This window comes from Aquimarina algiphila (assembly GCF_947494415.1).
GTDB lineage: Bacteria > Bacteroidota > Bacteroidia > Flavobacteriales > Flavobacteriaceae > Aquimarina > Aquimarina algiphila.
Genome location: NZ_CANLVC010000001.1, coordinates 499,360 through 512,654 on the forward strand (window position 1 = coordinate 499,360; position 13,295 = coordinate 512,654).

Annotated in this window: 14 protein-coding genes; 7 read left to right on the forward strand and 7 right to left on the reverse strand. The window is 31.6% G+C overall.

Annotation, left to right across the window (positions count from 1 at the left end; genetic code table 11):
• Positions 1 to 114 precede the first annotated feature (114 nt).
• Positions 115 to 537: a MotA/TolQ/ExbB proton channel family protein gene (locus PQF96_RS02035; RefSeq protein ID WP_271764924.1), complete on the reverse strand. Its 423-nt coding sequence runs from the start codon at positions 535 to 537 to the stop codon at positions 115 to 117.
• 205 nt (positions 538 to 742) lie between these two features.
• Here PQF96_RS02035 and PQF96_RS02040 point away from each other — a divergent pair, with 205 nt between their 5' ends.
• Both PQF96_RS02040 and PQF96_RS02045 read left to right on the forward strand, forming a co-directional pair.
• Positions 743 to 1,819, forward strand: a complete 1,077-nt coding sequence (locus PQF96_RS02040) for a sensor histidine kinase (RefSeq protein ID WP_271764925.1) — start codon at positions 743 to 745, stop codon at positions 1,817 to 1,819.
• Positions 1,819 to 2,529, forward strand: coding sequence for a LytR/AlgR family response regulator transcription factor (locus tag PQF96_RS02045; protein ID WP_271764926.1), 711 nt, complete (start codon positions 1,819 to 1,821; stop codon positions 2,527 to 2,529). The genes PQF96_RS02040 and PQF96_RS02045 overlap by 1 nt, the downstream gene beginning before the upstream one ends.
• Before the next feature lie 18 nt (positions 2,530 to 2,547).
• On the opposite strand, the gene mgrA is transcribed toward PQF96_RS02045, so the two are convergent.
• Both mgrA and lpdA read right to left on the reverse strand, forming a co-directional pair.
• Positions 2,548 to 3,567, reverse strand: coding sequence for an L-glyceraldehyde 3-phosphate reductase (gene mgrA / locus PQF96_RS02050; RefSeq protein ID WP_109439138.1), 1,020 nt, complete (start codon positions 3,565 to 3,567; stop codon positions 2,548 to 2,550).
• Positions 3,568 to 3,725: 158 nt separating this feature from the next.
• The gene (gene lpdA, locus PQF96_RS02055; RefSeq protein WP_271764927.1) at positions 3,726 to 5,132 is read right to left on the reverse strand and encodes a dihydrolipoyl dehydrogenase; all 1,407 of its coding nucleotides are present in this window, start codon (positions 5,130 to 5,132) and stop codon (positions 3,726 to 3,728) included.
• Between the two features lie 258 nt (positions 5,133 to 5,390).
• On the opposite strand from lpdA, the gene PQF96_RS02060 reads away from it, so the two are divergent.
• The gene (locus PQF96_RS02060; protein ID WP_271764928.1) at positions 5,391 to 6,947 is read left to right on the forward strand and encodes a hypothetical protein; all 1,557 of its coding nucleotides are present in this window, start codon (positions 5,391 to 5,393) and stop codon (positions 6,945 to 6,947) included.
• Positions 6,948 to 7,189: 242 nt separating this feature from the next.
• On the opposite strand, the gene PQF96_RS02065 is transcribed toward PQF96_RS02060, so the two are convergent.
• Positions 7,190 to 8,638, reverse strand: a complete 1,449-nt coding sequence (locus tag PQF96_RS02065) for a hypothetical protein (protein WP_271764929.1) — start codon at positions 8,636 to 8,638, stop codon at positions 7,190 to 7,192.
• 190 nt (positions 8,639 to 8,828) lie between these two features.
• Here PQF96_RS02065 and PQF96_RS02070 point away from each other — a divergent pair, with 190 nt between their 5' ends.
• Genes PQF96_RS02070 through PQF96_RS02085 form a run of 4 tightly spaced genes read left to right on the forward strand, consistent with a single transcriptional unit; the run spans position 8,829 to position 11,064 of the window.
• Entirely contained in the window at positions 8,829 to 9,365 is a 537-nt protein-coding gene (locus PQF96_RS02070; RefSeq protein ID WP_271764930.1) for a GNAT family N-acetyltransferase, read from the forward strand.
• A 5-nt stretch (positions 9,366 to 9,370) separates the two neighbouring features.
• Positions 9,371 to 9,916: a hypothetical protein gene (locus PQF96_RS02075; protein WP_271764931.1), complete on the forward strand. Its 546-nt coding sequence runs from the start codon at positions 9,371 to 9,373 to the stop codon at positions 9,914 to 9,916.
• 26 nt (positions 9,917 to 9,942) lie between these two features.
• A complete protein-coding gene (gene lspA, locus PQF96_RS02080) occupies positions 9,943 to 10,458 on the forward strand; it encodes a signal peptidase II (RefSeq protein WP_143916165.1) in 516 nt (171 codons plus the stop codon).
• A complete protein-coding gene (locus PQF96_RS02085; protein ID WP_271764932.1) occupies positions 10,459 to 11,064 on the forward strand; it encodes a carboxymuconolactone decarboxylase family protein in 606 nt (201 codons plus the stop codon).
• 11 nt (positions 11,065 to 11,075) lie between these two features.
• Here PQF96_RS02085 and PQF96_RS02090 read toward each other — a convergent pair whose 3' ends face one another.
• Genes PQF96_RS02090 through PQF96_RS02100 form a run of 3 tightly spaced genes read right to left on the reverse strand, consistent with a single transcriptional unit; the run spans position 11,076 to position 13,286 of the window.
• Positions 11,076 to 11,819: a phosphodiester glycosidase family protein gene (locus PQF96_RS02090; protein WP_271764933.1), complete on the reverse strand. Its 744-nt coding sequence runs from the start codon at positions 11,817 to 11,819 to the stop codon at positions 11,076 to 11,078.
• 3 nt (positions 11,820 to 11,822) lie between these two features.
• Positions 11,823 to 12,497, reverse strand: coding sequence for a DNA alkylation repair protein (locus PQF96_RS02095; RefSeq protein ID WP_271764934.1), 675 nt, complete (start codon positions 12,495 to 12,497; stop codon positions 11,823 to 11,825).
• A gap of 57 nt (positions 12,498 to 12,554) precedes the next feature.
• Positions 12,555 to 13,286 carry a hypothetical protein gene (locus tag PQF96_RS02100; RefSeq protein WP_271764935.1) on the reverse strand — a complete coding sequence of 244 codons (732 nt, stop codon included), beginning with the start codon at positions 13,284 to 13,286 and terminating at the stop codon, positions 12,555 to 12,557.
• Between the last annotated feature and the right edge of the window lie 9 nt (positions 13,287 to 13,295).

Genomic DNA, 13,295 nt, shown 5'->3' on the forward strand with positions numbered 1-13,295 from the left:
TGAAAAAGTGAAGCTACAAAGTTAGAATTCATAGTTTCATTATGCGCTAGAAGTTTCCCCAACAATTAATACACGCTCAACTGAAAGGAATTTTACAAATTATTTTCTCAGGAGTTATTTTTGGCCTGCTTCCTTACCAATCCAGGTAAATACAATAATCGCAGCTCTTGAAATTATAAATACAAAAAAACCAAAGATGGGAGGAAGTGCCGATACTTTTAATCCTCCGGCAAAAATACCAGTAGAAAGATCTCCAATTTTTTCGACGTGATCAAACATTTCTACCAAACCTATCAGTTGTCCTAACATTCCCCAAACCAAAGTCAAAAGACCTATAGAACTTAATAAGCTAATGTTTTTTTGTAGGGTAGCACTCCCTTGTTTTAACGCTATTACACTTTTAATGATTAGAAAAAACGTTAACAGTAACATGATCAAAATTGGAACCATAAAAAATGGACCACCTTCATTAATGCGGCTAAAGAGTGCTGAAAAAAAAGATTCTTTTTGTTGAAGAATAAAAAGTAATGAAATCATAGAATGATGGATTTTGAATTAGACATATCCAAAACTAATTTTTGTTATGTTACATTTTTTCTTTTTGCGCTTACTTACCTAATTAATGTGATATTTAGCAGAATTACTACTCAATATGAGTAAAATTAGTTCTATTTTGTTAAATACAGCTTTAAAGAGGTTATTCATCTCAAAATTATATTTCAAAACACAAAAAATACGGATATTGTCTGTTCATATGATTTCCAGAGATTTTATACTTAAAAAAACTGCAAAGCTCCTACTTCATATTATTTTTTGGGTGATAGTGTTATTTTGTTATTCCTATTTCTTTGGACATAATAGTGATAATATTAATTATGTTTTCTCTTTTTCTCTTTTTTTAATGCCCGTTACTATAGGAACTACATATGCTGTTACAGACATTCTAATTCCAAAATATTTATTACACGAAAAATATGGTCTATTCATATTGTATTGTACATATACTATTATTATTTCGGCTTTCTTTATTGTAATGTCCTTTTTCTATGGTCTATTATTTCTTACCGGATTAAAAATTGGCGAAATGGCTCCGATGACCCAAAGTCCTCTATTTCTTTTTATTGCTGTATATTTTGTAGTCTTTGTAGCTAGCGCAATTAATCTTGTGCAACATAACTATACTTCTATTAGTGCAAATCAAGAATTAAAAAATAAAGTGCTCGAAGCACAGCTTAAACTTAAAGAGCAAGAACTGCATTATCTAAAAATGCAGATACATCCCCATTTTTTATTCAATACACTAAATACTATGTATGGTTTTGCTTTAAAAAAATCAGAAGAAACTCCAGAAATGATATTAAAGCTATCTAATCTTTTAGACTATCTATTGTATCAAGTGGATAAACCTTTTGTTTCGTTACAAGAAGAAATTAATCACATAGAAGATTATCTCGCCTTAGAAAAAATGCGTTTTATGAATACTTTGGACGTTTCTATGAATTTTGATAAGATAGCTCACACTATACAAATTGCACCTATGCTTTTTATTCCATTCATAGAAAACAGTTTTAAACATGGGCAAATTCGCAATCAAAAATTATCTATTATAATCGATTTAAAATATCGTAATAATAAGATACATTTTAATATCAAAAACTCTATTTTAAACTCTTCTAAAGATAACGCACAAGGTATAGGGCTGACAAATATCAGGAAACGATTACAGCTGTTATATAAAGATATGCATGAATTAAACATCTCTGAAAATGATGATTGGTATCATGTACATCTCGTTTTAAAAATTACAAAACCCGTATAATGAGTACAAAAATATCATGTATTATAGTAGATGATGAGCCTACCGCAAGAGATATTATAGCAAGCCATTTATCAAAAATTGATACGGTTGACATAGTTGATATCTGCAGTAACGCAATAGAAGCTTTTAATTCTATTAACACTCAAAAAATTGATCTCATTTTTTTGGATATTAATATGCCCGAAATTTCTGGTATCTCTTTTGCTAAATCCATCAATACTAATATTAAGGTTATTTTTACCACTGCATATCGTGAATATGCTATTGATGGTTTTGACCTACATGCTGTAGATTATCTTCTTAAACCTATTTCTTTTGAACGGCTTTTAAATGCAATTACTAACTATTTTGAAGTTTATCATAAACCTAAAGCCACCACTATAGAAAAAATTCATTCTAACAATTTTATTTTTGTAAGATCAGAACGCAGGATGAAAAAAATAGATTTCCCTGACATCATTTATATTGAAAGTTATAGTGATTATATAAAAATACATTGTACTTCTGGAACCATTATAACGAGAGAAACTATTAGTACTATAGAATCAAAATTACCTCAACAACAATTCATAAGGACACATAGGTCATATATTATTGCTATTTCTAAAATAGACTCTTTTTCTAATGAAGAAATTGTTCTACATAATAAATCTATCCCTATTAGCAGAAACTATAAAACTGAAGTCTTATGTCGGTTAGAAAGCATATAAGATTCTAATATCCTGATTTTACTCTCCTTTAGAAATATTGTTAATAGCTACCAATTCTTCCTCAGAAAACTGTAACTGTTCTAATGCTATTATATTCTCCTTAAGTTGATTTGCAGAACTAGCGCCAATAAGTACAGAAGTTATTTGAGGTTGATTTAATAACCATGCAATAGCCATCTGAGATAATTTTTGCCCTCTTTCACGCGCTATTGCTGCCAAGCTCTGTATTCTTTTTAGATTACTCGTTAATTTTTCTTTATCCAGATATGTAAAATTCTTTGCTGCACGAGAGTCCTCTGGGATTCCGTTTAGATATTTATCTGTGAGCATTCCTTGTGCAAGAGGTGAAAAAGCAATGCATCCAACTCCATTATGCCCTAATGTTTCTAATAAACCATTTTCGACTTCTCTTTCAAAAATCGAATATCGAGCTTGATGTAATACAAAAGGCACTTTTAAATCTTGTAATAATGCTGCTGCTCTAGCAGTTTCTTCTGGTTGATAATTAGAAATACCTACATATAATGCCTTTCCTTGTCTAACAATATCAGATAGTGCAACCATAGTTTCTTCTAGTGGTGTTTCTGGATCTGGTCTATGGTGATAAAAGATATCTACATAATCTAATCCCATACGGGTAAGACTCTGATCAATACTAGCCATCAAGTATTTTCGAGATCCCCAATTTCCATAAGGGCCTGGCCACATATCATAACCAGCTTTTGTCGCTATAAAAAGCTCATCCCTATACGGTAGGAAATCTTTTTTATACAATACTCCAAAATTCTCTTCTGCAGAACCATAAGGTGGGCCATAATTATTTGCAAGATCAAAATGAGTAATTCCTAAATCAAAGGCAGACCTCAAAATTTCTCTTGCATTATGTATATTATCTACAAAACCGAAATTGTGCCAAAGTCCAAGTGATATAGCTGGTAAGAGCACTCCGCTTTTTCCACATCGATTATAAGCCATTGTTTTATAACGCTCTGGTGAAGCCTGATATTCTTTAATTCCTGTTTTATCATTAATATGCATTATACTTAGTTTTTTTGACACAGCTAATATATAGATAAGTTCGTTTTATGATTCATAAAGAAAAAATAAAAAATGAGCCACCCTAAAAAGAATGGCTCGTTATCATAATTTCCTCAAAACATCTTTCCTAAAACTGCAAGAGGATATCAATATAAAATCTATACGTGTAGCGCTCTATCATCTGTCGCTGCTAGTGCAGCTTCTTTTATAGCCTCAGTAAACGTAGGGTGTGCATGAGACATACGTGAGATATCTTCTGCCGAAGCTCTAAATTCCATAGCTGTAACAGCCTCTGCTATAAGATCAGCACAACGCGCTCCTACCATATGTACTCCTAGCACTTCATCTGTAACCTCATCTGCAAGAATTTTCACAAAACCGTCAAGATCTCCACTAGCACGTGATCTTCCCAATGCTCTAAATGGAAACTGTCCTGATTTATATTTTACTCCTGCTTCTTTTAACTCTTCTTCAGTTTTTCCTACTGCAGCTACTTCTGGCCATGTATATACTACTCCAGGAATTAAGTTGTAATCAATATGTGGTTTTTGTCCGGCAAGTGTTTCTGCAACAAAAACCCCTTCTTCCTCTGCCTTATGTGCAAGCATTGCTCCTTTAATTACATCTCCTATTGCATAAATATTTGATGTAGAAGTTTGTAGATGATCGTTCACTTCTACTTGACCTCTATCATTAAGTTTTACTCCTGCAGCTTCTGCATTTAACCCATCGGTATAAGGACGACGACCAACCGATACCAAACAATAATCTCCTTTGAATTCCACAGGTTTACCTTTTTTATCATCGGCAGTAATAACTACCTCTTTGGCTCCAGTTTTTACTCCTGTAACCTTATGTGAGGTATAAAACTTAACTCCTTGTTTTTTCATTGCTTTCTGCAATTCTCTAGAGAGTGCTTTATCCATTCCAGGAATAATTCTGTCCATATATTCCACAACAGAAACTTCTGCTCCCAAACGACGATATACTTGACCTAATTCTAACCCTATTACTCCTCCTCCAATAACAACTAGATGTTTTGGTATTTCTTTAAGTTTTAATGCTTCCGTAGAAGTAATGATTCTCTTTTTATCTATTTTGATAAATGGCAACGTAGAAGGTTTCGAACCTGTAGCAATAATAGTATGCTTAGCTTCGATAGTTTCAACAGTTTTATCTGCTTTTGTAATATTAATGTGAGTTGCATCTTTAAAAGCTCCAACTCCTTCAAATACATCAATCTTATTTTTTTTCATCAGAAAATCAACACCTCCTGTAGTTTGATCAACTACTGCCTGTTTACGGGCAATCATTTTTTCAAGGTTAATCTTTACATCTCCAGGAATTTCTATACCATGATCTGCAAAATGCTTTACTGCATGTTCATAATGATGAGAAGAATCTAATAAAGCCTTACTAGGTATACAACCTACATTAAGACATGTTCCTCCAAGAGTTGTGTATTTTTCGATTATTGCTGTTTTCATACCCAGTTGTGCGCATCGAATAGCGGCTACATATCCACCAGGTCCAGAGCCAATCACGGCTACATCATATATACTCATAATAGATTATTATGTTGTGCGTATTAAATTTGAACTAACAAAGTTAAAGTATTAAAAGAAATAATTTTAAGTAAAAAGAAATAATTTAACTAGTATTATATTTTATCAAAAAGCAATATATGTATAGGCTAACAAGTTATACTTTCATCAACATAAATAATGATTAAATGAAAGAATGAGAAAATGAAGCTTTTAAAAACAAAAATCTTTGCTAATTTGCAACTTTATGTATTCTCTTAAAGACCTTTTTATATAAATATGCGTTACTTATCAACTCTTTTCTTACTTGTATTATTAATTTTATGGAGCTCTTGTCGTAATGATTTTGAATCTGGGCCTAGTACTGGAAATTTACAATTTTCAAATGACACTCTATTTTTGGATACTGTTTTTACCAATATTGGCTCTAGTACGTATAGCTTTAAAGTATATAATCGAACAGACGATGATTTTACAATTCCCACTATTGCATTAGAACGAGGTGAAAATTCTAACTATAGACTTAATGTAGATGGTATTCCTGGAAAATCTTTTGAAGATGTTCAGGTACTTGCAAAGGATAGTATTTTTGTATTTGTAGAAACCACAACCGATATAACAAGTCAAACAACAGATACCGAGTTTTTATATACAGATCGTATATTATTTGATACAGGTGGAAATCAACAAGATGTTGATCTGGTTACCTTAATAAAAGATGCTATATTTTTATTTCCTTCTAGAGACGCTATGACAGGTGAAATAGAAACAATTTTATTAGGTTTAGATAATGAAAATAATGAAATTAGAATTGAAGGTTTCTTCCTAGAAGACGAGCAGCTAAATTTTACCAACGAAAAGCCCTATATTATTTATGGATATGCAGCTGTTCCCGGTGGAAAAACTCTTACTATAGATGCTGGTGCAAGAATACACTTTCATGCCGATTCTGGGCTTATTGTTGCTAATGAAGGTACTCTTGTTATAAATGGTGATGTAAGTACAGATCCCGAACTCCTTGAAAATGAAGTGATTTTTGAAAGTGATCGTTTAGAACCTGGTTTTAGTGATATCCCGGGACAATGGGGTACAATATGGCTCACCGCAGGAAGTACAGGACATAGTATAAATCATGCCACAATAAAAAATGCTACGGTGGGTATATTAATGGATTCTAATGATGGCGGACCAGATCCAACACTTACCATTTCGAATACACAGATTTATAACAGTTCTAATGTCGGTCTTTTAGCTCGCACAGGTAATATACTTGGTGAAAACGTAGTTATTAATAATGCTGGACAAGTATCTCTCAATTGTTCATTAGGAGGGACTTACAATTTCAATCACTGTACTTTTACTAATTATTCTAGTATAGGAAGTGGATTTAGAGAACTTCCAACCGTCTTAATAGATAATAATCTTAGAGCAAGTGAAACAGAAGTGGTTGTTGCTGATTTAGTCGAAGCTAATTTTACAAATTGTATTATTTATGGTAACCAACAACTTGAACTTATATTTAGTAGAGTTGACGGTACTGCTTTTAACTATAATTTCAAGAATAGTCTGATTAGATTCGAAGATACAGGAAATCAATTTGCTGATAATGCCTTGTATGATTTTACAAATGTAGCATTGTTTGAGAATATCGTATTAAACGGAGAACCTGATTTTAAAGACCCTTTCGAAAATATGCTCAATATTGGTGAGAATTCTACAGCAAATGGAGGTGCATCTACTCCAACTTCGGGAACTGATATCCTGGGTAATCTGCGCAATACAACTGCCCCCGATATTGGTGCATATGAAAGTGCCGCTTTTGAAGAAAACAACTAATCATTCTTTTATAATCTTATAGATAATATAAAAGAACCGATACTCTTATAAATTTGTATGGATTGCAATATGAGATTGATATCGATATTATTGAAAAAAGACATCATGAAACAGAAATCAAAAGGAGTCTAAAAATATCCAGAAAAGACACTTTAATCTCCAAATAGTCTATTTTTAGATTAAATAAAAAATGTCCTTTAGATTATTATTTAAAGGACATTTTTTTATGTTATACAATACTACTATTCAACAGCTTTAAGAAGTGTTTGTATATGTTGATCGTCTTTTAATGTATTAATTTCATCCCTTGTTTTACCTTGACTAGATTTGATATAAGCATCAAAAATATGGCTAAGATATATTGGAGAAGTATTACCTGTAAAACTAACTCCTGCATGACATGAAAAGCAATTAGCGAGATTATCTACTGCTATTTTTGAAATACTATCTTGAAAAGTCTGGGTAAAGGTTTCCATAGAAACATTTGCGTTATTTAAAGAACCTCTTGCAAAAGATCCTGGTGTTGCTGCTCCTATTTTATACCCTAAACTTACGATCTTTTCTGCTTGTTCCTTTGGTGTCATATTATCTGTATTAATCCAAATAGAACCATTATAGAAATAATTATTCCATACATCGGTAAGTTTTGCAGCCACACAAGTATTAATATCTTTAATATTATCAAAATTTTCTGGCTCTGATTGGCTTGTTTTCAAAAAACCAGAAGCATCTACAGGAACCCCATATTGAAATAAATCATACGCCATATGGGCTTTCACTGGTGCTTTGTTTGTTGTATCCCAGGTAATACCACCTAAGTCAGTTGTTGTCCCTTTACTAAATAATAATTTCTCTGTGGATGAACTTGCTGTATTGGCAGACCAATCATAATTTGGTGCAATATCATTATGTTCAAATGTAGCCCAAATAAACTCAGGATGATTTTCTACAACACCAGTAACATGCATCCCTAACAAAGCCATCTTAGTATTTGTAAAAGTAGCACCTCCATCTGTGCTCAAAGCAGCAACAGTTGTAAAATAATTACTTTGTTTATCACTGGAAATAGCATTAATATCTACCCATGACACTTTTAACTCTAAAGAACCTACTGGAAATACTTCTAAATTATCTGCAGGCAATGTTCCATCATCTAATTGTTTTTTAAAAATCTCAGCTTGGTTTAACATTATTGGACTAGTATGAATCGAATAATATATAGTAATAGCCTCATTGGTCGCACTATTATATGCAGGATTTGTTTTTAGTATACCATTCGACCCTGCTTGTTCTGTATCTGTTAACACCACATTTGCACCAGTCTGTTGTGGTATTTTCTCCATTAAATCACTCACTTGAATTATTGAATCCTGATTTAGAAATAAAGGGAGGTTACCATCTGGTTTTGTCAACCATAAAAATTTCTGCCATGACCATTGGTGAAAAATACAATTGGTCGTAGAAGATACATCAAACGGGCTTCCTTTTCCCTCGGCAGGAGCAGATGTTTGACTGTGTGGGAACCAGCTCGATTCACAAGCACAAGTAGTTTCTGTCTGAACTTCACTATATGTGGTTTCAGGCTCTATCTTTTCTTCTTTTTTTTCTTCCTTTTTACAAGAAGTCATACAAGCAGCCCCAATAGCTACTATTATAAAACCATGTAAAATAATTCTTGTTTTGTTTTTCATATTTGGCTGGTTATTAGGTTAGTATTCTTATAAAGAATCGTGTATAACCAAATATAATTATTATATAATGTAAATAAAAGAGGGTAAACACCTGTTTTTTTATGTAAAAAACGTTAACGTGCTCCTATATTTATATAGAAGTATTAAATGATACTTTATATTTACATAAGCCAACATGAAAATGCTTAAAATGAATACATACATCTTTACATCTGAACGCTTAGGTTTCAGGGAATGGACGCTAGACGATCTAGAACTTTTAACAGAAATTAATAATGATGATGATGTAATGGAATTTTTCCCCTTTAAGCCATCAAAGCAAGAAACTAAGGCTTTCATTGTACGAATGCAAGAAATGTTCGCTGAAAAAGGGTTCTGTTACTTCCCTGTTGATCTTTTAGAAAATGGAGAATGTATTGGCTTTATAGGTTTATGCGAGCAGACCTATTTAAAAGATCTCGATGTTTTTATAGATATTGGTTGGCGGCTTAAAAAAAGTATTTGGAACAAAGGATATGCTACCGAAGGTGCAAAAGCATGCCTGGATTTTGGATTTCAACAAATGGGACTAAACAAAATCTATTCTGTTGCCCCAGAGATTAATATAAAATCAGAATTAATCATGAAAAAAATAGGAATGCAACGCATTAAAACTTTTATACATCCTAAATTATTAGATAATGACCGATTGAAACATTGCGTATTATATGAACAACAAAATATTTAACAGTTATGAAATCTAAAATAAAAATAATATTTATAATAATTCTACTCTCTTATTATTCAAATCTTGATTGTATAGCGCAAGAAACTGCTATTCATGAAAAAATTAATGCCGACATGTATGGTAATTTTTCTAAAGCCTTTGAAACATTAGATTACAATTTGTTTGCCTCTATTCATAGTAATGACATGATTCGTATTTCTGGAAATGGTGGAGAAATAAAAGGTGTTAAAACCTACCTTGAAGGATATAAAAAAAGATGGAGTAAACCCAAAGGAAAACCAGCTCTTATTGATTTTAGGTTATTCGAAAGAGTGTATTCTGAAACCCTTGTTTCTGACAGAGGTATTTATAGAGCATCGTATACTGATAATGATAATAAAGTACAATATTCATATGGCCAATTTCATGTCATACTAAAAATGATAGAGGGTAATTGGAAAATTTTAATTGATTATGATTCTAATGAAAATGAAACTATTAACAAAGATAGTTATGATAAAGCTTTCTCTCTTTCTGAACATAAAAAATATGAGAAACATGAGAATAATTGATCGTTTCTATTACTTTTGAAATTATAATGAAAATCAAAGGAAAAATAAGAATAATACTCATACTTTCTCTGGTTTTGCTAAATATTAGCTGCGACCAGATCTCAAAAAGTGTTGTACGACAAGCAATTGAACCTTATGAACGTATAGCTGTTTTTAAAGATAATTTTGTGTTGACTAAAGTCGAAAATACAGGAGCAGCGTATAGTTTAGGTTCGGATTTAAGTCCGATACTAAAAATTATTTTATTACAAATTCTTCCAATATTCGTTTTACTAGTATTATTAAGACAAATATTAATCAAGACAAATTATTCCAGAGAAACTATTATCGGTTTTGCTTTCATTATTGGTGGAGGAATTGGAAACCTTTTTGATCGTATTATGTATGGATCGGTGACTGATTTTTTGATTTTGGATCTAGGTATTTTTAAAACTGAAATATTTAACCTAGCAGATGTTTCTATTATGCTAGGATCAATGTTAGTATTATTTAGTGCTCTTTTCAGTAAAAAAGGGTCATTTTTTAGAGAAAAACTTCAATAAATGAGTTGGATAAAGGAAATAGCATATAAAGATGCTACAGGTCAATTAAAAAAGATTTATGACCGTATCAAGGGCCCTGACAATAATGTAGATAATGTTTTATCTATTCATAGCTTACGACCACATACCCTTATAGGTCACATGGGATTATATAAAAATGTACTTCATAATTCGAATAACACACTACCAAAGTGGTATTTGGAAACACTTGGTGTTTATGTGAGTAATTTGAACCAATGCAGCTATTGTGTTGATCATCACGCTGCCGGGTTAAAACGTTTGCTCAATGATGAAACTACTTTTCAGGGAATTATGTCTTCTATCATAAAAGATCAACCAGAACTTCATTTTAAATATCAATATTTAGAGGGCTTACATTATGCAAAACAATTAACACTATCTCATCACACTATTACAGAAGCAGATATTCATAAACTTAGAGAGCAACAATTATCTGATGGAGAAATATTAGAAATTAATCAAGTGGTTAGCTATTTTAATTATGTAAATAGAACTGTCGTTGGTCTGGGTGTAAATACTGATGGAGACATTATCGGACTTTCTCCCAATAATAGTGACGATGCAGAAAATTGGAGCCATTCATAAGCATCTAAGGATTAGTTTTTAGTTTTTATTTCTCCTATAATCACTCCAAAATCTCCATCCAATTGCTCCCAATTCTCTGAAGGCAAATATGTTCTAGACACAAAACCATCTAGATACAGTGCATTCTTGCAGCCGTTTTGTTTAAAATACGATGCAAAATCATAGAAGTTTATTTTTTCTTTTGACATTGCAAAAAGTAAATTTCCATTAGGAAGAATTCCTACTCCGTTTCTGATATGAACATTAACAGAACCTTCAGTAAACTTAGGGTGAATTTTATTATCAATCAATAACATTGGCCCTGATTGAGTCGCATATTTTATATCACTATTACTGTTAAACTTAGTTGTCGGGCATATAATAGGGGTGTTATCTATGGTTAAATAGAAAATACCATTGGGCTGCAAATAAAAGTTTCCATATCCTTTATCCACGGTATCTATTTTTGCCTTACGAACTCCGTTTTCTATATATAATCCCTGTGGCGTCCTATCTTTATTATACATGCCTCCATTCATGGCAAAAACTAACTGTTTATTTTCTTCCTCTAATTTTGTTTTTAGATTGTTTAGGCTTGCATATGTATTCCCGTTCTTATCTTTCCAATAAAAATGTACCTCTTGTTCTTTAGGGTTAATAATGTGACTAATTAATTTTGATTCATCAATCTTATTACCCAATGATTGAATTGAATAAAAGCTACTTAGACCAACGAGTAAACTTATACTTACTATAACACCTATTCTTCTTATCAATTTTTAATTCTTTTTAATTAATCTTAAAGCTTCTTTTCTACTTAACCTACTCAATTCTGTCTTGTTCGTAAATTCTACAACCCATTCTGGATTTGTTCTACTGTACTCTCTCAGCACCCAACCAATAGCTTTATTAATAAAAAATTCTTGAGTCCCGGTTAATGAATTAATCACATAACTCAAAAACACAGGATCTAATTTTTCTTTATACTTCAGTTGAAATAGCAAACATGATCTTTGCAACCATATATGATTAGATACAAGCCATTTTTTTATATAAATATCCCTTTGTTCTGGATACATCTTAAAATATTCACCAATTAATTTTGTGGCAATAAAATCAATTGTATCCCACCAGGATTTATGAATCACCATGAATTCAAAAAGTTCAATATCTTCTTTTTCAAACTGCTTTACATATTTTAAGGTAAGCTCTTGTCCAAAATGCTGAAAATCTCTTTGAGGTTTCTCCCAAAGTATTTTAACAATTTGATGTAATTCACCTTTTTTCGGGAGAAATTCTTTAATAAAAAATGGTTTTTGAATTTCTCTTCTTTGGGTTGCTTTGAGTCCGAAAAATTCAAATTGACCCCTCATATAAGCCTTTTGATCCAATGCAATAGTTGGGTTTCCATTTTTCTTGAATTCACTCTCTATTGTTTGTATATATTCTTTCATTATATTAGGCTTTCATGAGGAAAAAGACATTTTGAAATCTTTTTTCACATCAATACTCTATTCCTTATCAGAAGAATTAGTATTATATTTCTTCCATTTACTCAGAAAAATTGAATCATTTTCTATAAATCTCTCTCCTGTTCTATATTTGATGAATTCATTTCTTCCTGTTATACTAGTATCTTTATACACTTCATTATAAAAATCAATATATTCTTTTTTTTCTTTCTCTAATGTTTTCCGAAGAGAAACATAAATATTTGATTCTGGATTCGATTTTCTCCATATACCATATATAGTCATATTTGAAGTATATCGAGTTGTACTGATCAAACTATCATTTACTATGAGATCCATACTTTTACTATGGTATATAATTTTTTCAGGATAGTCTATTTCTTTTTTATAAAACCTGTTTTCTTTATAAGAGAAGATTCCATGTTCGCCAATAGGACTGTATGGATTAGTTTTTGTAACCTTAACAAAACCAAACTCTGTATCAGAGATACGGTTTATGATTAATATCCCTTTATATATACTATAATCGTGTATTTTTTCTGGCCCATTTCCAAACCCTTCTATAAGATCATATCGTCCTTCTATATCAGGAACAGTAATGTCATCGGAGGAGGTTTTCTGTTTTTCCATATTGTTTTCATCAGATGTAGGGTTTACATCCTCTGTTTCTACTTTATTCTTTGTAGATGTAGACTGTTGTTTTTTATTACACCCTGTCAATACAACAGTTATTATGATCAACATCGAAATAAGTGTACTCTGTATATTCATAACATTCAT

Bases quoted from the DNA above. Each gene is read 5' to 3' on its own strand.
- PQF96_RS02035 (WP_271764924.1), bottom strand. From the start codon at position 537: ATGATTTCATTACTTTTTATTCTTCAACAAAAAGAATCTTTTTTTTCA.
- PQF96_RS02045 (WP_271764926.1), top strand. From the start codon at position 1,819: ATGAGTACAAAAATATCATGTATTATAGTAGATGATGAGCCTACCGCA.
- mgrA (WP_109439138.1), bottom strand. From the start codon at position 3,567: ATGCATATTAATGATAAAACAGGAATTAAAGAATATCAGGCTTCACCA.
- lpdA (WP_271764927.1), bottom strand. From the start codon at position 5,132: ATGAGTATATATGATGTAGCCGTGATTGGCTCTGGACCTGGTGGATAT.
- PQF96_RS02060 (WP_271764928.1), top strand. From the start codon at position 5,391: ATGCGTTACTTATCAACTCTTTTCTTACTTGTATTATTAATTTTATGG.
- PQF96_RS02065 (WP_271764929.1), bottom strand. From the start codon at position 8,638: ATGAAAAACAAAACAAGAATTATTTTACATGGTTTTATAATAGTAGCT.
- PQF96_RS02070 (WP_271764930.1), top strand. From the start codon at position 8,829: ATGAATACATACATCTTTACATCTGAACGCTTAGGTTTCAGGGAATGG.
- PQF96_RS02075 (WP_271764931.1), top strand. From the start codon at position 9,371: ATGAAATCTAAAATAAAAATAATATTTATAATAATTCTACTCTCTTAT.
- lspA (WP_143916165.1), top strand. From the start codon at position 9,943: ATGAAAATCAAAGGAAAAATAAGAATAATACTCATACTTTCTCTGGTT.
- PQF96_RS02085 (WP_271764932.1), top strand. From the start codon at position 10,459: ATGAGTTGGATAAAGGAAATAGCATATAAAGATGCTACAGGTCAATTA.
- PQF96_RS02095 (WP_271764934.1), bottom strand. From the start codon at position 12,497: ATGAAAGAATATATACAAACAATAGAGAGTGAATTCAAGAAAAATGGA.
- PQF96_RS02100 (WP_271764935.1), bottom strand. From the start codon at position 13,286: ATGAATATACAGAGTACACTTATTTCGATGTTGATCATAATAACTGTT.